Raw genomic sequence first — 23794 nt, 5'->3', positions numbered from 1 at the left:
GTTTCACCGTAGCCAGATGAGGGTAGAGGCAAAATGGAGGAAACTGAGGTAATTGCGAGCGAGCTTGTCGAAGCGCGAGAAGCAACGTCTGTAGTGTTTCAGCTTGCCAATGAAACATTCGATGAGGTGGCGTTCTTTGTAAAGCTCCGGGTCATACGCGCTGGGGTCTTTGCGATTTGACCTGGGTGGAATAACCGCTTGTGCTCCGTTCTCGGCGATAGTGGTGCGGATGTGTTCGGCGTCGTAGCCTCTGTCGCCAAGAACGAAGTCGGCTTCGTACCCCGTCAGCAAGGCCTCAGCGTGAGGTGCCTCGTGCGCTTGACCTGCCGTGAGCAAGAGACGCAAAGGATTGCCCAAAGCATCGACGGTTACGTGAATCTTGCTGCTGAACCCACCTCTGCTGTAACCGAGGGCTTGCGCTTCTTGCCCCCTTTTACTTTGGGTGCGCCCGCAGCACAAGCATGTGCGCGAATCACTGAGCTGTCAATCATTACGCTTTCCATATCGGGGTCGGCGGCAAAATGCTCGAACATCTCATGCCAGACTCCCCGCTCGCTCCAGCGGTCAAAGCGTTTGTAGACGCTGTTCCAACTGCCATACTTCTCTGGCAACAAGCGCCACTGTGCGCCGCTGCGGTCCATCCACATCACAGCCTCGATAAAGCGTTTGCACTTACGCGCTTTGCCCACATGTACCCGAGGGTGCTCGCGTAGAAACTTGAGGATTTTTCGCACTGGTCTTGCCTGAGTTCTACCGTGCTCATACCTATTTCTAGCATCTACGCTCGTTAAAGTGTCAACAGAACCTAGCGCTTTGTGGCCGAACGAGAGCAGCTCACGGCCACGTAGGGTGACACCTGAGGTCCACCCGAACCTTGAACGTAGGGGCCGCGCGAGCGGTGCTAAGCTAGCGGGAGATGGAGACGGGGAACGCGCCACCCAAAAAGCGCGTCGGCCTGATTCTCAGCGGCGGGGCGGCGCGCGGCTTTGCGCATATCGGGCTCTTGCGGGTCTTGGAGCGCGCCGGCATCACCGTGGACGTGATCGCGGGCACCTCGATGGGGGCGATTCTAGGCGCCTTTTACGCGAGCGGCCACACTGCCGACGACATCTACAGGATCGCCAAAAGCGTCACCTGGCGCGACCTCATCGACCTGTCGCTCCACAACGGGCTCCTTAAAGGGCTCAAGCTGCACGCGTTTTTGGCGTCGCACCTACCCGAGACCTTCGGCGAACTGCAAACCCCCTTGGTCGTCGCCACCACCGACCTCGAGAGCGGCGAAGAGGTGTTTATCTTCGAGGGCGACCTGATCACGGCGGTGCGGGCCTCGAGCTGCTTTCCGGGGGCTTTCGAGCCGGTCACCTTTAACGGCCGCACGCTCGCCGACGGCGGCATCGTCAACAACCTGCCGATCAACGCCGTGTCGTTTTTACACGCCAACTTCACCATCGCCGGCGACGCCACCGTACCGCGCCGCGCCACCCTCAGCAACCCGAGCGACGAGGGGCGGTGGTGGGAGCGGATGATGGCCACCTTTCGGCTCGAGCGCCGCAACCCGATGGCGCAGACCCTGCTGCGCGCCACCGACATCATGGGGAGTATCCTCACCGAGCTGCAGTACACCATGCACCCCGCTGATCTGCGCGTGCAGTACCCCATGCCGCACCTCAACATCGAGTCGTTCTGGGCGCTCGACGAGATCGTGGCGATCGGCGAGTGGAGCGCGCTGCAGGTCTTTGTGCGCGCGGGGCTCCTCCCCGAGGAGGCCTTGGGGGAGGTCGCACCCCCCCCGGCCGTCAAAGCGTTCAGCGAGAGCACCCACCCCCCACACCAGGGCGAAGCGGCGGAACCGACGCACCCTGCGCTCCCCAAGGCGCTCAAAGCCAAACCGCGCGCACCCTTTAAAACCAGAGGCTAGCGCGCCCCACCCTCACCGGCGGCGCCCGCCGCCAGATTGCAAGCCCGGGGAGCGGAACGGGGTAGACTGCACCCTATGACTACCGACACCCACAAGGGCGATCCCAAGGCGGGAAAACGCGCCGCCAAAGGATCGGGCAGCCGCTTCTGGCGCGAAGTGAGGGGCTACGCCGAAGCGCTTATCATCGCGTTTTTGATCGTCACCTTCGTCTTTACCACCGTGGGCGTCGTCGGTTCGTCGATGCAACCCACCCTCGATGGCGGCAGCGGCCGGCTCCCGCAGTCGCTCTTTACCGGCGACCGCGTCTTTATCCCCAAGTACGACACGTGGCTGCGCCGTATGGGCCTCCTCGGACCCTACCCGCTCGGCGACATCGTCGTCGTCCGTGAACCCGAAAACGCCCCCTCGTTGCGCCAGGGCGCGCGCCGCGCCTTCTTTATCAAACGCGTGATGGGACGCCCCGGCGACCGGCTGCGCATCGACAACGGCCAGGTCTTTATCAACGGGGTCGCGGTCGATCAGAGCTTTATCACCGACTCCGGCGAGATCACCCCCGACCCCATCGATTTTCCCGTGGTGGTCGTGCAAAACGGTCAGGTCGTGGGCTTTCAGGGGCTGGTGCGCGGCACGTTCGACCCGCTAACGGGCGGCCCCGCACCCGTGGGCGGTGAGGCGATGACCTTTTTTTACGGCGACACCATCGCCGCGCTCGCCCCCATCCCCGAGGGTGCGCCCGAAGGGGAGCCCTTTTTGCACGAGCTCATCGTCCCCGAAGGGCACTACTTCGTCATGGGCGACAACCGGCAGGCGAGCCGCGGCGGCAGCGAGGACTCGCGCTACTTCGGTCCCATCGACAGCATCGCGATCGCCGGACGGGCCACCGCCGTCATCTGGCCCCCGCGCCGAGATGGCGCGTGGAACTGGCGCCGCCTCACCCCGCCAGCGGCGTTTGGGGCGATCCCCGACCCCGACGGCCAAACGGACCAAACGGAGCGGCAACCCGAAGGGGCGGCGACCGCCCTGGCGCTGACGCCGTAAGGCCTGCGAGACGAAGCAAACAGGCGAAGCAGCGGGACGCTTAAGCGTCCCGCTTGTTATGTTCCGCTCGCCTTAGGCGCGGTCGCCGCCCAGGCCGAGCACCTCCGCGTCCTCTTGCATCGCCCGCAACACGAACGCGGCGTGCTCCCACAGCTCTACACCCAGCTCCTGTGCGCCGCGCACGACGTCGTCGCGACTGACGCCGCGGGCAAAGGCCTTGTCCTTGAATTTCTTTTTGAGGCTTTTTAGCTCGAGGTTGCCGATGTCTTTGTCGGGGCGCACGAGCACCGCGGCGGTGATGAGACCCGTGAGCTCGTCGCACGCGTAGAGCACCTTCGCGAGCCGCGACCTGCGCGGCACCCCCGAGTAGTCGGCGTGACCGAGGATGGCCTCCAGGACCTCCTCGGGAAAGCCCTGCTCGCGCAAGTAGGCCACCCCGACGAACGGGTGGCCGCTTTCGCTCGGCTCCGGGTAGCGCTCGTAGTCGAAGTCGTGCAACAGCGCCGTGACGCGCCACAGCGTCTCGTCCTCGCCGTAGTGGCGGGCGTAGGCGGCCACGGCGCTCTCAACGGCGAGCATGTGGCTCCGCAGGCTCTCCGAAGCGGTCCAGGCGCGCATGAGTTCCAGCGCCCCTTCGCGCGACAGCGCGGGGTGAGAAACAGGCGTGTCTGCCATAGGGCACTTTAGCAAGAAGCCAGACGTCAGGGGTCAGAAGCCGGCAGGACTTTTACCGTTCCCTAACTACGGACTACCGACCCCTGACTACTGGCTACTGACTACTGGCTACTGACTACTGGCTACGGCCTACTACCTGCTGGCCCCTACCGCTACCGGCGGCTCGAGCGCTTCGGGGAGCGGCGTAAAGACCGTCTGCCCCGACTCCCCCGCGATGAGGTCCCCCAGCCAGTCGACGAAACGCACCTCCGACGTCACCAAGGTGTAGAACTCGGGTCGGAAGAGCAGGCAGTGCGCGGTGCCGTCTTGCAGGTCGTCGTTGTCGTCGAGCAAGCTGGTGTAGCTCGAAAAGCTCGGCAGCTCCACCTGAATGCCCTGCAACGAGGTGACGAGCCCCGTAAACCACGCTTCGGCCACCTCCTGCAGCGCCTCGGGGTCTTGCAGGTTGCGCTCCAGCATCCGCGCGTAAAAGGCGATCTGCACCCCGTCGAAGGCGCTGTTGTACTGCGACAGGCGCGCCTCGGGGAACTGCTGGCCGATCACGACGTACGCGTCGGCCAAAAAGGTCGCGGGGACGCCCTCCTCGAGGTCGACCCCTGCGGGCAACGCCCCCTCGATATTCCAGCGGTTCAGGCCCTCCTGAACGAAGCTCTCGGGAATGATGCCGGCCCCGCAGTCACCCATCTGGCTGACGTCGGCTTCGGGGTACATCGCGGCGAGCTCAGCGGTGTAGAGCGCCGCGCCGTAGGCGCCAGCGCTGCACCCCGTGACGAACACCGCTTCGGGGGCGCTGAAGTGCTCCGCCATCCAGGCGAGCACCGCGCGGACGTTCGCCTGTCCCTTGTGGTAGACCGTGCGCTCGCCCTGCGGCGTGGTGTAGGTCTCGACGCTGTCACCCAGATGCACGTCGGCGGTGCAGTAGCTCACGAACACGTGGTACCAGTCGCGCACGGGGTTCTCGGGGTTGCTCTTGTCGTACAACCCGGTGGGGTTCTCCTCGCGGTAGCGCGCGCTCATCGAGGCGGCGAGGTTGGGTTGATAGGGCCCGTTGGGACCGCACGTGCCGTCGTTCCAGCAGGCGCCACCCCCCTCGAAGTCCACCACCACCTTGTTGACCGTCCCGGGGCGGACGAAAAAGGTGTAGGGCGAACCGTCTGAGCAGGTCGTCTCCCCCCCCGGCGAGAGGGCGGTCCAGACGCCGGGCGTCAGGTCGGGCAGCGTCGGCGCCGCAGCGGGCGGCTCGGGGTCGGGGCTGGGATCCACCGGCGGCTGCACGCAGGCGCCGAGGAGGAGGACGAGGGCGAGGAGGCCGTGGGCGCCTCGAGGGGCTAATCCAAACATCGCGTCTCCCTTCCAGGCCACCCTACTGAAAAAGGGGCCCCGAAACCGCGCTCTCGCCCAACATGCGCGGGCACCTCAGGGGGCGCGTTACAGCGCGCGGCGCGCTCCGAGGCGGACGGTTGGGCATGGGTCAGTTGGACACGGGTCGGTCAGCGGCACGTCGGCCAGCTCATCGGTCGCAGGTGGGGCAAAAGCGCGTCGGTTGCACCCCACCTTCATCGGCGCTTAAGGAAACCCTACCGAACGCCTCACAGTGCACCGCGATGATACGCGATAATACGCGTGACGAGCCCCGCAGCACGCATGGTTGTGACGAGCGTGCGACGAGTGAGACACGCGAAGGTAGGACAAGGTAGGACAGCGCGTTCTTGGTGGACGCGCAAACCCCTACAATCTAAAAGCGTACGCCACCGCTTCGTGACGGGTAGGGGCGACACCCTCGGCGCTTTCACGGGCCCCAACTGCCCCCTTTGCAACCGTCCGTCCAGGGGCGCTGGCCCCGCCGCAACCGACTGGAGAACGATGAGACGCCCTCCCCTACACCGTCTTACCCCCCCGATGACGCCGCCCCCCCACCCCCCGCACGTTCGGCGCCCGACGCTCCGACCCCGCGCGCCCGTGGTGGGACGCCGCGCCTAGGCGCAACCGTCGCGCTAGCGCTCGCCGCCTTTGCGCTGAGCGCCCCCTCGCCGGTCGGTGAAAGCCGTCTCCCTGGCTTATCCGCTGACACAGTCCCCGACACAGCGCCTGACGCGACTCCGGACACGGCCGCGCTGCGGCGTTTTCTAGCGGCATTGGCCGCGCACCCCGAGCTGCGCGCGGCCGAAGCGGCGCTCGAGGCCGCCGAGCTGCAGCTGCGCGCCGCTTATGACCCGGTCGCCCTCGAGGCGAGCGGCGCCTACACCCGCCTCGGGCTCGACGAGGCGCTCACGGTCACGCAGCTCCCCCCCCCCGGCGGGGTGGCGCTGCCGGAGACCCAAACGCAGCTCTCGGCCACCCTCGTCTTCCGCCCCTACCCCTTCGGCGACGTCGCCGACGCCGTGCGCGGGCGCGAGCTGGAGGTGCGCAGCCGCCACCTGGAGCTGCGCGAGGCGCGCGCGGGGCTCGAGGCCCGCGCCCTGGTAGCGGCGCTCAACCTCCAGCTCGCGGAGCGCTCGGTGGCGCTCGCCGAAACGGGGCAGGCGGCGGCGCAGCGCGGCCTTGAGGCGACCCAGAGGCGCTTTGAGCGCGGCGGGGCGACCGCGCGCGAGCTGCGCGAGGCGCGCTCAGCCCTCCGCGAGGCCGAGACGCTCCTGCACAACGCCCGCACGGACGCCGAGACCGCGCGCCGCAACCTGCGGGCGCTCGTCGGCGACACCCCCGCGCCCTCCGCGGCGGCGCTCGCCGCGTTGGCGCCCCCCGACGGGGGCGTTCCGGCCACCCTGCAACGGGCGGAGGTGCCCGCGCTGCAGGCCGAACTCGGCGTCGCCGCTGCCGAGCGCGCCCTCTGGCCCGTCGCCCAGGTGAGCTACGCCTGGAACCTCTCGGACGAAACCGCGCTCACCGCTTCGCTGGAGAGCCGCACGCTGCAACCGAGCCTCGGGGTGAGCTACCGCGACCCCGGCCGCACCCTCCCCGAGAGCGCCGTGCGCTCGTCGTTGACCGTCGGGGTGTCGGCGAACCTGTCGGTCGGCGCGCTTAGCGCCCTCGAGGCGAGCGCGCGCCAGGCCGAGGCGGCGCGCGCGGGGCTCGAGGCGGCGCGCGAGGGGGCGGCGCTCCAGGAGGTCGCGCTGCGCGCCGCTTACGGCAACGCCGCGCGCGACCTCGCGGGCGCCCGCCGCGCCTTCGAAGACGCCGAGGTCACCTACGCGGAGGCGAGGACGCGCGAGGAGCTCGGGCTCGCCTCCGCGCTCGAGACCCAAGGGGCGCTCCTCGAGCTGCTCCAGGCCGACCTCGCGCGCCGCAGCGCCGAGCTGGGCACCTTGAGCGCCCTTCTGGAGCTCTACACCCTCTACGCCCTACCCCCCTCGGAGACGCTTTCAGAACCCCTGCCGGAGACCCAGCCATGACCCCCTTGAGAACCGTCCCCCGCCTCCTGCTGGCGCTCGCCCTTCTCGGCGCCCTCGCCCTCGCCCACGCGCTCACCCTGGAAGAGACTTTCGGCTACGCCGAGGCGCGGCCCAACGTGCAGAGCGCGCGGCGCGAGCTCGAGGACGCCCGCGCGGCCGCCGAACGCACGGCGCGCGACCCGCTCGCGGTGCGCGCCGACCTCGTACAGGCCGAGCAGCGCGTGGCGCTCGCCGAGGCGGCGCTCGAGAGCGCGCGCTACACCGCCCTGCAGGAGCTCGGCAGCGCCTACACGGGGGTGCTGGGGGCGCGCGCGCAGCGCGATCTCGCCCGCATGAGCGTCGCGGTGAGCGAAGCGGGGCTGCGCATCGCCCACATCCGGCTGCAGAACGGTTCGGCTACCCGCCTCGACCTCGCCGACGCCGAGGTCGCCCTCGAGGAGGCGCGCAGCGGTCTGCGCGCCGCCGAGGAGGGGCTCGAGCTCGCCCTCGCCAGCCTCCGCGGGCTGCTGGGCGAGGCCGGGGAGGGGGTGACGGCGGCGGCGCTCGCGGGGATCCCCGAGCGCTACCTCGTCGCGCCGCCCCCCCTGGGGCGCGCCCAGGAGGCCGCCGCGCGCCACCCCGACCTCTTGGCCGTGCGCCAGCAGCTCGAGCTCGCCGAGCTGAGCCGGGCGGTGCTCGACCCGCTCTACGCGCCGCGGGCGCAGATCGCGAGCGCCGAGCTGCAGCTGCAGGGGGCGCGGAGCGGCCTCGCCGAGGCGCGCCGCGGCTTCGAGCTGCAGATTCGCGGGCTCTACAACCAGCTCGAGGCGGCGCGCAGCACCCTCGAGGTGGCCGAGCAGACCCTGGCGGGCGCCGAGGCGCGCCTTAAGACCCAGCGCCAACGCTTCGAGGCGGGGCTGATCGCCGAGATCGAGCTGCAGCAGACCGAGCTGCAGGCGCAAGGGGCCCGCACCGAGCTCCAGAGCGCGCGCCAGGGTCTGCTCACCGCGCTCCTCGAGCTGCAGGCGGGGACGCTCGTGAATTTGGGCGGGCCGTTCGCCGCCCTTGCGCCAGACGCCTCGGCGCCAGAGAGCGACGAGACCCGCGCCCAGGAGCGGCCGTGAGAGCGCCCCTGCACCCGCTTCTGTGCGCCGCGCTCGCCCTTCTCGCGCTGCTACCCGGCGTGGCGAGCGCCGCGCCGCAGACGGGCGGCGAGCTCTTCGTCCGCAGCGTCCGCACGGTGCGCGCCGAGACGGGCACCTTGACGGTGACGCGCAGCGCCACCGCCACCATCGAACCCGCCCGCGAGAGCCGCGTCTCGGCCGCGACCACCGGGCAGGTCGCGCGCATCGCGGCGCGTGAGGGGAGCCGCGTCGCGGCCGGGGAGGTGGTCGTGTACCTCGATGACGAAGCGCTGCGGTTAAACCGCGACAACGCCGCCCTGGCCGTCGAGAGCGCCCGCATCAACCTGCAGAGCGCGGAGCGCGCCAGCGCCTCCGGCGACGCCCAGGCGCAAGCGGCCCTGCAGGCGGCGCGCGCGGGGCTCGAGGCGGCGCGCGAGGCGTACGAGGCGGGCGCGGCGCTCTTCGAGGCGGGCGGCCTCGCGCGCAGCGAGCTGACGCAGCTGCGCGTGCAGCTCGAGCAGGCCGAGGCCTCGTACCTGCAGGCTAAAGGGACGGCCGAGGCGAGCCGCCTCGCCCCCAGCGAGGACCTCGAGCTGCTGCGGCTGCAGCTCGAGCAGGCGCAGACCCAGCTGAGGCAAGCCGAAGCGGCCCTGCGCGACGCCGAGCTGCGCGCGCCCTTTTCCGGCGAGATCGCCGAGCTGCTCGTCGAAGAGGGGGAGTTTATCGGCGCGGGCTCCCCGGCGTTTCGCGTCGTCGGCACCGAGGGGCGGCTCGCCCGCTTCGACGTCCCCCCCGCGGACGCGCCGCGGCTTTTGGAAGCGGGGCTCATCTGGCTCCCCTACGGCGGCCTCGACTACGCGGCGCGCCCCCTGCGCGCCTCGCAGACCCAAGGGGGGCGCCTCGTCACCCTGGTCGCCGAGATCTACCCCTCGGAAACGCCCATCCCGACGGGGACCGTGACGCAGTTTTCGTACGAGCTGACGCTCGCCGAAGGGACGCTGCTGCCGAGCGCCGCGCTGAGAGCGAGCGGCGGCGAGGCGCAGGTGCTCGTCGTCGAGGGGGGCGTCGTGCAGGCGCGCACGGTCCAGGTCGTGGGCGAAGCGGGCGCGCAGGTCGCCGTGACGGGGCTCGCGCCCGGCACCGAGGTCGTCTTCCCCGTCCCCGCCGACCTCCCGCCCGGGACCCCCGTCCAGGTCATCGAGGAGGGCGCGCCGTGACGCGCCTCATCCGCTTTTTCGTCGACAACTACGTCCTGACGATTTCGCTCTTCGGCGCGCTCACGCTCTTTGGCGTGATCAGCGCGCTCGGGCTCGGCGTCGATCTGCTGCCCGAAATCGAGATCCCCGTGGTGGCGGTGAGCACCACCTACCCGGGGGCGGGCCCCGAGGAGGTCTCGCGGGGGATCGCCGAACCCATCGAGGGGCAGCTCAGCACCCTGCCCGGTATTAACGCGGTCACCTCCATCGCCTCCGAGGGCTTCGGCGTCGTGATCGCGCAGTTTAACGCCGGCGTCAACGTCAACGAGGCCGCCATCGACGTGAGCGGGCGCGTCAACGCCATCGCGCCGCTGCTCCCCGAGGGCGCGGGCACCCCGGCGGTGCAGAAGTTCGACCCCGCCGACGAACCCATCTTGAGCGTCGCCGTCGCCGCCCCCGGCGAGGCGCTGAGCGCCGTGCAGGCGTTTGCCGAAGACGAGCTGCAACCCGCCTTGCGGCGCGTGCAGGGGGTCGCCGACGTCACGGTCGTGGGCCCCGCCGCGCGCGAGGTCCAGGTCCTGCTCAACCCCGCGCAGCTCGCCGCCTACGGGCTCACCCCGCAGGCGGTCGCGGGCGCAGTCGCCGCCTCGGCCGTCGACGTCTCGGCGGGGACGCTGACCGTGGGCGACAACCGGCTCCTGCTCGCGGGGCGAGCGACCCCCGAAGACCTCGCGGCGGTCGCCGCCATCCGGGTCGACTCGGCGCAGGGGGTGCGCGTCGGCGACGTCGCGACGGTGCGCGACGGCACCCGCGAGGTCACCACCTACGCGCGGCTCAACGGCGAACCGGTGGTGCTTTTAGAGGTGCGCAAGCTCGCGGGGAGCAACACCGTCGCGACCGCCGAGAACCTCCGCGAGACGCTCGAGGCCTTCGCCCTCCCCCCCGGCTACGAGGTCTCGGTCGTCGGCGACACCTCCGTCTACATCGCCTCGAGCGTCCGCGACACCCTGCGCGAGCTCCTCATCGCCGCCTTCGCGGTGTCGCTTATCGTGCTGCTCTTTACCGGCCGCCTCGGCTCGGTCTTCGGGGTGGTCTTGGCGATCCCCATCTCGGCCGCGGGGGCCTTTGTCGTCTTCGGGCTGCTCGGCTTCTCCTTTAACCTCATCACCCTGCTCGCCATCACGGTGGCGATCGGGCTCGTCGTCGACGACTCGATCGTGGTGGCCGAGAACATGGACCGCTACCGCGCCGCCGGGCTGTCGCAGCGCGAGGCGGTGCTCAAGGGTACGGGGGAGGTGGCGACCGCGGTGCTCGCGGCGACGCTCTCGCTGCTCGCCGTCTTTCTGCCGATCTCGTTTCTCCCGGGGGTCGTGGGGCAGTTTTTCAGCCAGTTCGGCATCACCTTAGCCGCGGCGATCGCGTTTTCATACCTCGAGGCGATGTTTTTCCTGACCGTGCGCCTCGCGCTCGCCCCCGACCCGCTCCCCGCGGGGTGGCAGGCGCTGGGGGGGGCGACGCGGCGCTTTCAGGCGGACGCGGCGTGGAGCGCTGGCCTCCTGCGCTGCGCGCCCTTCTGGGTGCTCCTAACCGCCGCCGGCGCCCTGCTCTTCTGGCGGTGGGGCCCGGTGGCGCTCGCCCTGCTCCTCGCGGTGCCCCCGTCGCTCTTTCTCCTGCGCTACCTCGGGCGGCTTCTGCTCCTGCTCCTAGGCGCGCTCCTCCTCAGCCTCCACCGCGCGACGAACGCGCTCGTCGGCTGGGGGCGCCGCGCCTACGTGCGCTCGCTGCGGGCCGTGCTCGGCCACGCCTGGGCGGTGCTGCTCGTCGCGGCGGCGCTCTTTGGCAGCTTGTTCGTCATCTTTCCGCAGATCGGCTTTAACTTTCAGCCGCCCGACGACTCGGGGCTCGTGGGCGTGACCCTCGAGCTCCCCGCCGGCACCAGCTTGGAGCGCACGAACGCTGTAGCGAGCGCGCTCGAGCGCGCCCTTTTGGCCGACCCGACCATCGCGACGGTGCAGGTCACGGTCGGGTCGGGGGGGATCCTGGGCGGTTCGAACGCCGAACGCGCGAGCTTCGTCTTGCAGCTCGTCCCCAAACGCGAACGCGCCCTGAGCACCACCGACTACATCGTGGCGCTCGAGCGCACCCTCGGGGAGCTGTTGCGGGGGGTGCCCGAAGCCGAGGTCTCGGTCGCCAACGCCGGCGCGGGCGGCCCCCCCGGCAGCAGCGGCTACACCCTCAACTTGGCGTCGAATGACCTCGAGCTGCTGCGCGAGCGCACCGAAGCGGCCCTCGAGGTGCTCCGCGACACCGAGGGGCTGCGGGGGGCCGCTGCGGACCTCGCCGACACCACCACCGAGCGCGTCTTCGTGGTCGACCCGGCGGCGCTCGACGGCACGGGGCTCACGGTGAGCGACGTTTTCAACACGCTCTCGGCCTATAACGTCGGCAGCGAGGCGGGGCGGCTGCGCGCCCTCGGCGACGAGGTGCCCATCCGGGTGCGCGCCGACCCGCTCGCCTTGGGCGACGAGGGGAGCCTTTTGGGGCTGCCCATCCTCGCCCCCGCCCTGGGGCGCGCGCTGCCCTTGGGGCAGCTCGGCGGCTTCGAGACCCGCGCCGCCCCCGCGACCATCAGCCGCGTCAACCAGGCGTATAACGCCACGCTCAGCGCCGAACTGCTGCCGGGGGCGAGCTTGTCGCAGGTCCAAGCGCGCGTCGAGGCGCGCCTCACCGCCGAGGGCATCCTCGACAACCGCGTGGTGCAGCAGCAGGGGGCCAACTTCGACCTCTTAGGCGACCTTCTCTTTTACGCCCCCATCGCCTTCGCCCTCGCGCTGCTCCTCAACTACCTCGCCATCGGCAGCCAGTTCAACTCGTTTAAGTACCCGCTCTACCTCCTCCTGACGGTCCCCTTGGCGCTCGTCGGGGCGATCTGGCTCTTTTACCTGAGCGGCACCTCGCTCGACGTCATCAGCGTCTTGGGGGTGATCATGCTCGTCGGCCTGGTCACCAAAAACGCGATTTTGCTCCTTGACGTCGCGCTCGCCCGCGCCGGCAGCGGCATGACGCTTAAAGACGCCCTCCTAGAGGCCGCCAGCGTCCGCTTTCGCCCCATCTTGATGACCACCTCGACGGTGGTGGTCATCTCCGTACCGCTCCTTTTGGGGCTCGGCGAGGGGGCCGAGTTCCGCTACCCCTTGGGGCTCGTCATCCTGGGCGGGGTGATGACCTCGGCGCTGCTGACGTTTTACGTGGTGCCGGCCGCGTTCTACCAGTTCGAGCGCCGAGCCTACGACCGCGGCGCCCACGACCGGCCGCAGGCGGGTTCCGGCGGCGCCGTGGTGGTCGCGCCGGCGCCGCACCCGGCCAAGGACCCCACCACGCAACCGGCGCTCAACGAGCTCCCGTAAGCCCACCCCCTCGAGGCGCTCGAGGGGGTTTCTCACCCCCGCTAGCGTTCAGAATTTTCAGTCTTGACTGAAAATTCAAAAACTCTTAAACTCGATTGACCGGAGGAGGTGACCTTGGCACCCAAGATGGCCGACGACAAAGCGGCGTTTATCGAGGAGATGGGGCTCCTCATGGCCGGGCTCGGGCTGCCGCGCATGGCCGGGCGCGTCTTCGGGGCGCTTCTCTTGGCCGACCCGCCCGAGATGAGCGCCGAGGAGCTCGCGGGGGCGCTAAGGGCGAGCCGCGGGTCGATCAGCGCCGCCACCCGGATGCTCGAGCGCGCCGGCATCATCGACCGGGTGCGGCGTCCGGGCGAGCGCCGCGACCGCTACCGCAACCGCCCCAACGCCTGGAACGAGACGCTCAAAACCCGCCTCGCCATCATCGGCACCTTTAAGGCGATGGCCGAACGGGGGCTCGCGCTGCTCGAGACCGATGACCCCGAGGTGCGGCGGGGCCTAGTCGAGATGCGCGACTACTTCGCGCACTGGGAAAGGGAGCTCCCCGCGCTGCTACAACGCTGGGACGCGTCAGCGCGCGAAGACTGAGCCGCGCGCCGCAAGGAGGCTGACCATGAAACGTACCCTGTTCGCGCTCGCCGTGGCCGCGCTGCTCCCCTGGAGCTGGGCCCAGACGCTCACCCCCGAGGCGGCTCTGGAGCGCTTTTTCACCGCCCCCGAGGTCGACCCCGCCTGGTTCGCGCAGAGCTTTCTGGAGCAGGTGCCCGCCGAGCAGATCGCGCCGATCATCGCGCAGCTCACCGCCGACCTCGGCGCCTACCGGAGCGTCGAGGGCGACGCCGGCGAGTACACCGTGCTCTTTGAAAACGGGGCGCTCCCCGCGCGCATCATCCTCAACGCCGAGGGGCGGATCACGGGGTTGCAGTTTCTGGCCCCCATCCCGGCGGTCGCGGACCTAGAGGCGGCGCTCGCGGGCTTCGAGGCGCTCCCCGGCGAGGTGAGCGTGCTGGTGCTCGAGGGGGGCGAGGAGCGCGCGGCAATGGCCCCCGACGCGCCGCTCGCGGTGGGCTCGAGCTTCAAGCTCGCCGTGCTGGCGGCCCTGCAAGAGCGCGTCGAGGCGGGCGAGCGCGCCTGGGACGAGGTCGTGACGCTAGAGGCGGCTTGGAAGAGCCTGCCGAGCGGTCTCCTCCAAGACTGGCCGGAGGGGAGCGCGCTGACGCTCGAGACGCTCGCCACGCTGATGATCTCCGTCAGCGACAACACCGCCACCGACGCGCTGATGCACACGCTCGGGCGCGAAGCCGTCGAGGCGCAGCTCGGCGAACGCAACCGCCCCCTCCTCACGACCCGCGAGGCGTTCGTGCTCAAAACCCCCGCCCACGCCGACCTCTTGGCGCGCTACCGCGAGGGGGACGAGGCGGCGCGGCGCAGGGTCTTGGAGGAGGCCGCGGCGCGCGACCTGCCAGACCCCTTGAGTTTCCCCACCGAACCGACCGCGCTCGACGTGGAGTGGTTTGTCAGCGCCCGCGAGCTGTGCGCGCTCATCGCGGAGGTGTCAGAGCTGCCCCTCATGAGCGTCAACCCCGGGGTCGCCGACCCGGATAGGTGGACGCGCGTGGCCTTTAAGGGCGGTTCGGAGCCGGGGGTGATGAACCTGACGACCTATCTCGAGGGGGACGCGAGCACCTACTGCGTCAGCGTCACCCAAAACCGCGAGGACGCCCCCCTGGAGGAGGCGCGCCTGTTGGGGCTCTACGGTGGGCTCCTGGCCGCGCTCGGCGAGGGCGCGCAGGAGGGGCGATGAACACGCGCACCCCGCTACCCACCCAGCGCGGGGGGGGCGCGCGCCTGGGCCCCTTGGTGCGCCTCGCGTGGCGCAACCTCTGGCGGCAGCGGCGGCGCACGCTGCTACTTATCGTGGTCGTCGCCTACGCCACCCTCACCACCGTCTTCTACTGGGGCTACACCGAGGGCGTCACCGAGTCGATGCTGGCGAGTCAGGCGCGGCTGCTGAGCGCCCCGACCCTCGTCGCGACCCCCGCGTACGGGGACGACCCCGACCCCGAGAACGCGCTGCCGACGCTCGCTTTCCTGGAAACCCTGCGGGGGGTGCCGGGGGTGCGCGCGGCGGCGCCGCGGCTCGAGTTCTACGCGCTCTTGCGCTCCCCCTACACCGCTCTTGGCGCTCAGGTGCGCGGGGTCGACCCGGCGCTCGAGCCCGCCGTGAGCGACCTTCCGGGGAGCGTCACCGCGGGGCGGATGCTCGAGGCGCCCGGGGAGACGGTGCTCGGCACGGAGCTGGCGGCGCGCCTCGACGTGCGCGTCGGCGAGCGCCTGGCGCTCGACGCGGCGGCGCTGGCCGGGCCGCAGGCGACCGGGCTGGAGGTCGTCGGCCTGCTGGAGACGGGCGTCGCCGCCGTCGACGACGCCGCGGTGCTCGTGCACCTAGAGGACGCCCGCGCGCTCACGGGCGTCGACACCGCAACCGGCGTCGCTCTGGACGTGCCGCGCGGCCAGGAGGAGGCGGTGGCGGCGCGCGTGCAGGGCGCCCTGCCGGGCGGCGTGCGCGCCTACTCCCTACGCGACCTCTTGGGGCCGCTCGCAGCGCAGGTGGACGCGAGCCGCCTCTCGGGCATCCCTATCGGTCTGCTCTTTGCCGTGCTCGCCGCCCTCGCCGTGACCAGCACGGTGGTCGTGAGCGTCTTGGAGCGCCAACGCGAGTTCGGCGTGATGGCCGCCATCGGCCTCGCGCCGCCCAAGCTCGCCCGCATGGTGGTCCTGGAGGCGGTGTTCGCCACGGCGCTCGGCTGGCTCACGGGGCTCGCCCTCGGTTACGCGCTCACCTGGACGCTTGGCACCTGGAACCTCCTGGGCGCGGCCTTCGCCGGCATCTTCGACGGCTTTGCCGCCTACGGCATCGGCGACGAACTCTACACCACCTCGTCGCCGCGCTACGCCCTCTACGCCGCCGCCCCCGTCGCCTTCGCCGCGGCCTTTGCGCTGCTCGTGCCGGCGCGGCGGGTCGCGCGGCTAAGGCCCGCCCAAGCGATGCGGGCGGAGTAGGGACGCAGAAGCAGTCAGGGGTCAGTAGTCAGCAGCCAGGGTCAGTAGTCAGGGGTCAGTAGTCAGAAGCCAGGGGTCAGAAGTCGGTCAACACCACACGTCGCGCATGACTCATTGCTCATGGCTCGTTGCTCATGACTCATCACTCATCTCCTCATGGCTCATCGCTCGCCCCCCAAAGAGGTCCCCTATGAAACGCCCCACCCTTAAGTTTCTCACCCTAGCCCTCCTCAGCCTCACCCCCCTCGGCTTCGCCCAGCAAGGCGCGGACGCGATTCTAAGCGCCCTTTTGGACGCGCAGCGCGGGGCGCAGACGATGCGCGGAGGGGTCACGATGCGCATCTCCCGACCGGGCCGAGAGGAGGTCTTCGAGCTGGAACTCGTCACCGACGGGGAGGCGCGCAGCCTCATCCGGGTCACCGCGCCACCCCGCGACGCGGGGCAGGCGTTTTTGCGGCGCGGCGACGAGCTCTTTCTCTACAACCCACGCCTGCGCCGCACCCTGCGCCTGCCGCCGAGCGCCCAGAGCGACGCCTTTTTGGGCTCTGACCTCGCCTACGGCGACCTCTCGGGGCGCGACCTCGAGACCGACTACACCGCCGAGATCACCGGTGAAACGGCGGACGCCATTGAGCTCACCCTCACCCCCACCCCGACCGCCCCGACCCCCTACGGGCGGGTCGTCATCGTAGCCGGCGTGAGCGAGGAGGGCGACCTCACGCCGCTCGAATACACCTTTTACGACCAGCGCGGCGCGGCGGTGCGGCGCGTCACCTTCTCCGAGGTCGTGCAGGTCGCGGAGGTGGCGTTTCCGACGCGGCTCGAGGTCACGAACCTGCTGCGCGAGGGGGAGCGCACGGTGCTCGTGATCCGCGACCCCGAGTTCGGCGCCGAGGTCTCGGGCTGCTTTACGGAAGCCGCGCTCGAGCGGGGGTGCTGAGGTGCGCGGGACCTTAGAGCTCGCGTGGCGCAACCTGCTGCGTAAACGCGGGCGCAGCGCGGTGAGCGCGGGCGCGGTCGCGGTGGTGGTCTTTTTGACGCTCATCTATTTCGGCCTCGCGGGCGCGCTCCAAAACGGCATGTACGACAACCTGACCGCGAGCACCGGGCACCTTCAGGTGCGCGCCGCAAACTACCGCGAGCTGCGCGCGTTTAGCGACCTGCTGCTGCGGGACGCAGGCGCGCTGCGGGCGCGGCTCGAGGCGGAGGCGCCCGAGAACGCCCAACTGGTCGCCGCGCTGAGCGTCCCCGGGCTGGTGGAGGGCGACGGCCGGAGCCGCGGGGTGGTGCTCGAGGGGGTGTCGCGCGCGCCCGGTCTCCAGGCGCGCTACACCGCACGCGCGCTCGCCGCGGGGCGCCTCCCCGCGGAGGATGACCTGACGGGCGTCGCGCTCAGCCAGAGCCTCGCGCGCGCGCTCGCGGTGGGGCTAGGCGGCACGGTGTACGTCTACGCCCCCGGCACCGAGGGGTACGGCGCGGCGGCCTACACCGTCGTGGGGCTTCTGGAGATCCCGGGGGGCGCGCCCGTCGCGGAGGTGTCGCTCGCGGCGGCCCAGGAGCTGGCCGCACCGGACGCCGTGACCCGCATGGAGCTGCACCTCGCCGACTTCGGGCGCTCCGACGACCCCACCCTCCCCGCCCTGCAAGCGGCGCTCGGGGAGCGCCTCGGCGACGGGGTGAGCCTCCCCACCTGGCGCGAGCTCAACCCGGGCGTCGCGGCGTACCTAGACATCATCCCCGCGACGACCTCCGTCGTGACGCTCGTCTTTTTCGTCCTCGCGGGGCTGCTCGTCACCAACACCGTCTACCTGAGCGTCATCGAGCGGGTGCGCGAGTTCGGCGTCATCAAAGCGCTCGGCGCCCCCCGAGGCCGGGTGCTCGGCATGGTGCTCGCCGAGAGCCTCATCCTGTGCGGCTTCGGCGCGCTCGCCGGGGCTGCGCTCGGGCTCGGGGTGGTCGGGGTCATGGCGCAGGGCTTTTCGTTCCCGCCGGCCTACACCGAGCTCTTGGGGGACGCCGGTTTGCCCGAAGTGCTCTACGCCACCCTCACGCCCACCCAGGTCGCCGTCGCCACGCTCTTTACCGTCCTCACGGGCGTCTGCGCCGCGCTCTTACCCGCTTTCACCGCGCTCAGGCTCGAGCCGGTCGAGGCGATGAGGTTTTCGGCGTGAAGATATGAAGTCAGTCGTCAGTAGACAGGAGTCAGTAGTCAGAGTCAGAAATCAGGAGTCAGGGGTCAGCAGGGTTCTCGTGAAGCTGTCCAGTAAACGGCTGACCTCGCTAAGGAGGGACATGAGTTCGTGCGTTTCACCGTAGCCGAGGTCGTGCGCCAGAATGAGGTAGTAGCGGCACTCCTCGAGCGAGCCTTGCGCGATGTTGTAAAAGCGAGCTTTGTCCGCCTTGCCGCGCCTCCGAAACCCCTCCGCGATATTTGCGGGCACCGAGACGGCTGCGCGGCGAAACTGCCCCGCAAGCCCGCTACGCTCGTGCCTGGGAAAGCCGCGCGTATAGGCGTACACCTCTAGGACAGACCGGTGCGCTTTCTGCCAAACGAGCAGGTCCGTAAACACCTTCGCAGGCTGCCTCACCCCCCAACCCTACCCAACTGCCCCCTGCCGAGCAGTGAACTTCTGACTACCACCCCCTGACTACTGGCTACTGACTTGCCTACTGACTACTGGCTACTGCCTTCTGACTACGGACTCCCCACCCTCCGAAAGGACCCCATGCCCCCCCTTTTACGCACCCGCAACCTCCGCAAAAGCTACCGCACCGGCGAGGTCGAGACGCACGCCCTGCGCGGGGTCGACCTCGAGATCTACCCGCAGGAGTTCACCGCGATCGCCGGCCCCTCGGGTTCGGGCAAGAGCACGCTGCTGCACCTCTTGGGCGGCCTCGATCACCCGAGCGCGGGGGAGGTGTGGCTAGGAGACGAGCGTATCGACGGCCTGAGCGCCTCGGCGCTCGCCGCTTTAAGGCTCACGCACTTCGGCTTCGTCTTTCAGGCGTACAACCTCATCCCCGTCTTGAGCGCCCTTGAAAACGCCGCCTTCGTGCTCGAGCTGCAGGGCGTCCCCAAACGCGAGCGCGAGGCGCGCGCGCTCGCGGCGCTTAAGGTCCTGGGCATCGCCGACCTTGGCGAGCGCCGCCCCAACCAACTCTCCGGCGGGCAGCAGCAGCGCGTGGCGGTGGCGCGGGCGCTCGCGGCGCGGCCCAAGCTCATCCTGGCGGACGAACCGACCGCCAACCTAGACAGCGCGACCGGCGAGGCGCTCATCGCGCACATGCAGCGGCTCAACCGCGAGGAGGGGGTGACGTTCCTCTTTAGCACCCACGACCCCCGCCTCCTGTCACACGTGCGGCGGACCGTCTGGTTGCAGGACGGACGCGTGGTCGGCGAGGAGGCGCAGGCGGCATGAGGTGGGCGGTGTCTCTTGCGCTCCTTTTCATGGGAATGGCGCACGCGCAGCTCAGGACCCAAGGCGCGCTCGAGGTCGCGCTCGGCGCCGACCTCGCGGAGGGGGTGCGGGCGGCGCCCTCCTGGACGCTCGCGGGCCACCTGGAGGCGGCGCACACCCTCGGCGCGCCCTTGGAGGCCACCCTCACCCTCGCCTTGGACCCCAGCGTGCGCGTCGGGCGCGCCGCGGCGTTTGGCGCTGCGGCGTTCGATGCTGGAACTTTCGGCGGCGTGGCCTTCGACGCTGGCCTCACCGAGGCCTACGCCCTCGTGCGGCGGGGGGAGGTGGACCTGAGCGCGGGGCTCGAGCGGCTCCCTCTGGAGGTCGCGCGCCTCAGCGCGCCCTTTAGCGTGGAGGCGCGCAACGCGCGCGGCCTCCCCCGGGGGGTCTTGGGGGTGCGGGCGGCGTGGTACCCGCAAGCGTTCGGCGCTTCGTGGCGCGTCCGCGGGGCGCTCCTCTACCCCGCGACCCACGGGGCGGCTTTTAGCGCCCCCACCCCCCTGCTCGGCGTCCGGGGGAGCTTCGGGGGGTTCGAGCTCGAGGCCACCGCCCTCTACCCCAGCGCGCACGGCACCTCCAGCCTCGTCGTGGGGCTCGGCGGCAGCGGCCTTTTCGGGGCCACGGTGCTCTACGGCGAGGCGTGGCTGCTCACCCAGCCCCTGGAGGCGCGCGGCGCGCTCGGGGCGAGCGGCTACCTGGGCGCGCGGCTCTGGACGCTCGAGGCCGCCTACGCCGCGCCCCCCCCGAGCACCGCGCCCGCGCCGCAGCTCGCCGGGCAGCTCACGCTGCTGCAGCGCGAGGCGGACGCGCTGACCGGGACCGTGCGGCTCCTTGTGGCCGACACCCCCGAGCTGCAACCGGCGCTCACCTACAGCGCCCTAAGCGGCGACGAAGAGCTCACCCTCAGCGCCGGCGGCAGCTGGGGCGAACGGGTCCGCGCCCTCAACGTGTCGGTGGGGGTGCGGAGCTTTTTCTGACGGGGGCGCCGGAGCCGATTGTAAGCCGCCCGATGGCAACCGCGCGCAGCTCCGCCATACTGGAGGCACGTCCTCGCGTACCGGCCGCTTCGGTACGCGTTACGAACGCAAAGGAGCACCCATGGCTGTAACGGTCGTCCCTTCGACGGGTCGCGGCGACCTCTTCTGGCGCGTACTGAACATCGTCGCGCTCGCTGCGGTGGTCGTCGTCAACGCGCTCGCCAACACCTTGCCGCTCAACAACCTCACCACCGGTGACATCTCGGACCGCTACCCCACCCTTTTTACCCCGGCGGGGTACGTTTTCTCCATCTGGGGGCTTATCTACCTCCTGCTGGCGGTGTTCGTCGTGTATCAGATCCTCCCCAAGCAGCGCGACAACCCGCGCTTGGGGCGCCCAGGCCCCCTCTTCGTCCTCTCGTGCGCCTTTAACATCGCCTGGATCTTCTCCTGGCACTACCTGCAGATCGCGCTCTCGACGATCATGATCGTCGGGCTTCTCCTCAGCCTCGTGCTCATCTACGAGCGCCTCGAGGTCGGCCGGACGAGGGTTCACAAAGCCGAGAGCCTCGCGGTGCGGCTGCCCTTTAGCATCTACTTGGGGTGGCTCACCGTCGCCACGGTCGCCAACGTCAGCGTCACGCTCGTCGCTCTCGGGGTCACGGGCGGCGCGCTGGCCCCCTTCTGGGCCGCGGTGGCTATCGCCGCCGCGACGCTCATCGGGCTCGCCGTGCTCCGCCGCCGCGGCGACGTCGCCTTCGTCGGGGTGTTGGTGTGGGCGCTTATCGGCATCGCCGTCGCGCGTTGGGGCGCCGCGACGCTGGTCGCCCTCATCGCCCTCGTCGCCGCCGGGGTGCTCGCCGCAGCCGCTCTGCAGCGGGCGCGGCGCGGGGGTGCGGTGCACGTCTAGCGGCGAAGCGCCAGCGAGGCCCCTCGTCTCAGGTGGACGAGGGGTTTTTTCTGGCGCCGTCGCGTCACCCGCCGCTCTGGGTCGTCACGCTACGTTCCCGGCAGCACCCAACTTCAAGCCTATCTTCAGCCAAGCCCACGGGTGCGGAGCAGTGTTTGGGGGTTGCCACGTGAGGTTGCGTCATGGGGTTTCCCTGTCAAGAAGGCTCGAGCCCCTTAGCCACCGCCAGCACCAGCGCCTCCTGGTGAGGCCGCGCCGCGATCATCAGCCCCACCATCTCGCCGCACGGCACGCTCACGGCGGGCACACCGAGGAGGTTAAAGAGCGTGGTGTTGCGCAGCACGCGGGCGTTCGCGGCGAAGTAGGCGTCGTCCTCCGCGAGGTCGGCTAGCTTGGGCGGCAGGGCGGCGACCGTCGGCGCGAGCACCGCGTCAAAGCCCTCACACGCTCTCCAGAAGGCGCGCTGGAGCCGCGAACGCTCGTAACCGAGGCGGATGTAGTCGGTCGCTAGGCGCCCGCGGCTCGCCAGGATACGCGCCGCGACCCGCGGGTCGAAGTCCCCTGCGCGCTCCCGCAAGAGGTCCTCGTAGAGCGCCAAAGCCTCCATCGCCGCGTAGCTCCCGAAGCGCCCGTAGAGCCCATTCAGTTCGGCGAGAACGGGGAGCTCGAGCACCGTCACGCGCGCCCCGGCCGCTTGCAGGCGCTCGCACGCCCCCGCGAACGCCCCCCGCACCGCCTCGTCGAGGTCCTCTTGCAAGACGGTCGTGGGCGCGAGCAGCTTCAGGCCGCGCACGCTCCGGGGCGCAAAGGGCGCGGGGGGGCGCCCGGTGAGGGCGCGCAGGAGGTGCCACGCGTCCTCGACCGTCTTGGTGATGGGCCCTAAGGTGTCGAGCGTCGTCGAGAGCGGCACGCACCCCGCCATCGGCACCGCGCCGTCGGTCGTTTTAAGCCCCACGAGGTTGTTAAAAGCCGCCGGGATGCGCACCGAGCCGCCCGTGTCCGAACCGATGGCCGCGCACGCGAGCCCCGAGGCCACGGCGACCGCCGACCCCGACGAGGAGCCGCCGGGGATGCGCGACGGGTCGCGGGCGTTAGGCGGCGTCCCGAAGTGCGGATTTAACCCGAGGCCCGAAAAAGCAAGCTCGGTCATCGTGGTCTTGCCCAAAAATACCGCGCCCGCCGCCGCCAGACGCTCGGCGGCGGGGCAGTCTTGCGCCGCCGGCGGCCGCTCCAGGAGCACCTTGGCCCCCGCCGCCGTGACCTCGCCGCGGGTGTCCATCAGGTCTTTGAGCGCCAGCGGCACCCCCTGCAGCGGCCCCAGGTCGACCCCTTGAGCGAAGAGCGCCTCGGCGCGGCGCGCCCCCTCTAGCGCCCGCTCCGCGCTCACAGCGCGGTAGACCGCCCCGGGCTCGAGGCGGCGCAAGTAGGCTCTAGTGACCTCCGTGGGGCGCAGCGCACCCGCGCGGTAGGCGCGGGCGAGCGCGCTTAAAGGGAGCGCGGTGACGTCCATGGCGCGAGTATACCCCCTTAATCCCGAGCTTGACACTCGGGATTAAGCCCCGTATGATGGCGGCGGAAAAACCGACCAGCCTTGTCGGATTTAAGCTCGGTGCAGTCGGCTTCCCCCAGACCCACCCCCGGAGGGCACCTCACGCCCGTGAACGCCACCCCCTTCTGCAACCTCCTCGCCCGCCAACGCGGGCTCGACCCCGTGGGCTCCGCGGGGGCGTGCGACCTCTTCGTCACCTTCGAGCTGCCCCTGCCGTGGCCGTATGACCTCTGGCGCAGCCCGGGGGTGCCCGCGGAGGTGCGGCGGCTCATCGAACTTTGGTACGGCGACCCCCACACCCCGCGCCCCCGTTTGCGCCCCCTGGCCGTCGCCCCCGACCCCGCGTACTCGGTGCCCGGCGAGCGCCTCGTGATGGTTCACCGCCGGCCCGAGGGGCCGTTCGCGCACTTTGTCGGGGAGCGCTACCGGCTCCCCGAAGCGCGCCTCGGGCCGCTTATCTGGGCGCTCCTGCTAGAGCCCGAGACGCTGGGCGCCTTTAAGCGCTACCGCGAACCCGAGCAGAGCACGCGCGACCTGCTCGTCTGCACCCACGGCGCGGTCGACGCGGCGTGCGCCAAGTTCGGCTTTCCGCTCTTTCGCCGGTTGCGCGCCGCGGCGCCCGACGGGGTGCGCGTCTGGCGGGTGACGCACTTCGGCGGTCACGTCTTCGCGCCGACCCTTCTGGAGCTCCCCAGCGCTCGCGCCTGGGGGTACCTGGAGGGGGACGCGGCCGCGCAGCTCCTCAGCTTGACGGGCGACGTCGAAAGGCTCTGCGGCCACTACCGCGGGTGGGCGGGGCTCGACTCGAGCTTTCTGCAGGCGGCCGAGCGCGAGGTGTGGCGGCGCGAGGGGTGGGGGTGGCTGGACGTCAAAAAGCGCGGCCTGACGCTCGCTCGCGGCGGCGCGCTGCTTGAGGCCGGCGAAAGCGCGTGGGAGCGGGTGCGGCTCGAGTTCTGGCGCCCGGACGGTACGGCGGGCGCGTTTGAAGCGCACGTCGAGCTCGCGCCGAGCGTCACGACCCCCCACAGCACGACCAGCAAGGAGGATTATGCGTACCCGCAGTACCGGGTCGCGCAGCTTAGCGCCGCCGCGCCGCCCTGAAGCTGGCCCC

Annotated in this window: 19 protein-coding genes and 1 pseudogene; 15 read left to right on the top strand and 5 right to left on the bottom strand. The window is 70.5% G+C overall.

Features of this window, described 5'->3' with window-relative positions; genetic code table 11:
- Positions 1-3: 3 nt before the first annotated feature.
- Positions 4-734, bottom strand: a pseudogene (locus tag TRAD_RS15645) (IS5 family transposase).
- 182 nt (positions 735-916) lie between these two features.
- Between TRAD_RS15645 and TRAD_RS16270 the strand changes: the two are divergent.
- Positions 917-1918 (top strand): patatin-like phospholipase family protein, encoded by a 1002-nt coding sequence (locus TRAD_RS16270; RefSeq protein ID WP_013177678.1) that lies wholly within the window; start codon positions 917-919, stop codon positions 1916-1918.
- Between the two features lie 75 nt (positions 1919-1993).
- On the top strand, positions 1994-2956 hold the full coding sequence (lepB, locus tag TRAD_RS05870) for a signal peptidase I (protein WP_013177677.1): 963 nt from the start codon (positions 1994-1996) through the stop codon (positions 2954-2956).
- Between the two features lie 72 nt (positions 2957-3028).
- Here lepB and TRAD_RS05865 read toward each other — a convergent pair whose 3' ends face one another.
- Entirely contained in the window at positions 3029-3631 is a 603-nt protein-coding gene (locus TRAD_RS05865) for an HD domain-containing protein (RefSeq protein WP_013177676.1), read from the bottom strand.
- Positions 3632-3763: 132 nt separating this feature from the next.
- Positions 3764-4972: a pectin acetylesterase-family hydrolase gene (locus TRAD_RS05860; protein WP_013177675.1), complete on the bottom strand. Its 1209-nt coding sequence runs from the start codon at positions 4970-4972 to the stop codon at positions 3764-3766.
- A gap of 794 nt (positions 4973-5766) precedes the next feature.
- Here TRAD_RS05860 and TRAD_RS05855 point away from each other — a divergent pair.
- From TRAD_RS05855 to TRAD_RS05815, 9 genes are all read left to right on the top strand, one after another.
- Entirely contained in the window at positions 5767-7020 is a 1254-nt protein-coding gene (locus tag TRAD_RS05855) for a TolC family protein (RefSeq protein WP_013177674.1), read from the top strand.
- Positions 7017-8123 (top strand): TolC family protein, encoded by a 1107-nt coding sequence (locus TRAD_RS05850; protein ID WP_013177673.1) that lies wholly within the window; start codon positions 7017-7019, stop codon positions 8121-8123. Before TRAD_RS05855 ends, TRAD_RS05850 begins: the two co-directional genes overlap by 4 nt.
- Complete coding sequence (locus TRAD_RS05845; RefSeq protein WP_013177672.1) at positions 8120-9340, top strand: efflux RND transporter periplasmic adaptor subunit; 1221 nt, start codon at positions 8120-8122, stop codon at positions 9338-9340. The genes TRAD_RS05850 and TRAD_RS05845 overlap by 4 nt, the downstream gene beginning before the upstream one ends.
- Positions 9337-12726: an efflux RND transporter permease subunit gene (locus tag TRAD_RS05840; protein WP_013177671.1), complete on the top strand. Its 3390-nt coding sequence runs from the start codon at positions 9337-9339 to the stop codon at positions 12724-12726. The genes TRAD_RS05845 and TRAD_RS05840 overlap by 4 nt, the downstream gene beginning before the upstream one ends.
- A gap of 114 nt (positions 12727-12840) precedes the next feature.
- Positions 12841-13314, top strand: a complete 474-nt coding sequence (locus TRAD_RS05835; RefSeq protein ID WP_013177670.1) for a GbsR/MarR family transcriptional regulator — start codon at positions 12841-12843, stop codon at positions 13312-13314.
- Between the two features lie 25 nt (positions 13315-13339).
- Positions 13340-14530: a serine hydrolase gene (locus TRAD_RS05830; RefSeq protein WP_013177669.1), complete on the top strand. Its 1191-nt coding sequence runs from the start codon at positions 13340-13342 to the stop codon at positions 14528-14530.
- On the top strand, positions 14527-15789 hold the full coding sequence (locus TRAD_RS05825; protein ID WP_013177668.1) for an ABC transporter permease: 1263 nt from the start codon (positions 14527-14529) through the stop codon (positions 15787-15789). The genes TRAD_RS05830 and TRAD_RS05825 overlap by 4 nt, the downstream gene beginning before the upstream one ends.
- Before the next feature lie 190 nt (positions 15790-15979).
- Complete coding sequence (locus TRAD_RS05820) at positions 15980-16729, top strand: outer membrane lipoprotein-sorting protein (RefSeq protein WP_013177667.1); 750 nt, start codon at positions 15980-15982, stop codon at positions 16727-16729.
- A gap of 1 nt (position 16730) precedes the next feature.
- Complete coding sequence (locus TRAD_RS05815; RefSeq protein WP_013177666.1) at positions 16731-17960, top strand: ABC transporter permease; 1230 nt, start codon at positions 16731-16733, stop codon at positions 17958-17960.
- A gap of 51 nt (positions 17961-18011) precedes the next feature.
- Here TRAD_RS05815 and TRAD_RS05810 read toward each other — a convergent pair whose 3' ends face one another.
- A complete protein-coding gene (locus tag TRAD_RS05810; protein ID WP_013177665.1) occupies positions 18012-18377 on the bottom strand; it encodes a four helix bundle protein in 366 nt (121 codons plus the stop codon).
- Between the two features lie 138 nt (positions 18378-18515).
- Here TRAD_RS05810 and TRAD_RS05805 point away from each other — a divergent pair, with 138 nt between their 5' ends.
- From TRAD_RS05805 to TRAD_RS05795, 3 genes are all read left to right on the top strand, one after another.
- Complete coding sequence (locus tag TRAD_RS05805; RefSeq protein ID WP_013177664.1) at positions 18516-19208, top strand: ABC transporter ATP-binding protein; 693 nt, start codon at positions 18516-18518, stop codon at positions 19206-19208.
- An 8-nt stretch (positions 19209-19216) separates the two neighbouring features.
- Positions 19217-20224 (top strand): hypothetical protein, encoded by a 1008-nt coding sequence (locus tag TRAD_RS05800; RefSeq protein WP_148221194.1) that lies wholly within the window; start codon positions 19217-19219, stop codon positions 20222-20224.
- Between the two features lie 121 nt (positions 20225-20345).
- Positions 20346-21134 carry a TspO/MBR family protein gene (locus TRAD_RS05795; protein WP_013177662.1) on the top strand — a complete coding sequence of 263 codons (789 nt, stop codon included), beginning with the start codon at positions 20346-20348 and terminating at the stop codon, positions 21132-21134.
- A gap of 196 nt (positions 21135-21330) precedes the next feature.
- Here the strand turns inward: TRAD_RS05795 and TRAD_RS05790 are convergent, their stop codons facing one another.
- The gene (locus TRAD_RS05790) at positions 21331-22644 is read right to left on the bottom strand and encodes an amidase (protein WP_013177661.1); all 1314 of its coding nucleotides are present in this window, start codon (positions 22642-22644) and stop codon (positions 21331-21333) included.
- 147 nt (positions 22645-22791) lie between these two features.
- On the opposite strand from TRAD_RS05790, the gene TRAD_RS05785 reads away from it, so the two are divergent.
- A complete protein-coding gene (locus TRAD_RS05785; RefSeq protein ID WP_185095205.1) occupies positions 22792-23784 on the top strand; it encodes a ferredoxin family protein in 993 nt (330 codons plus the stop codon).
- The last annotated feature ends 10 nt before the right edge of the window (positions 23785-23794 follow it).

The sequence above is a fragment of the Truepera radiovictrix DSM 17093 genome (assembly GCF_000092425.1).
Taxonomy (GTDB): domain Bacteria; phylum Deinococcota; class Deinococci; order Deinococcales; family Trueperaceae; genus Truepera; species Truepera radiovictrix.
This window is presented reverse-complemented; position numbering and strand designations above follow the sequence as displayed.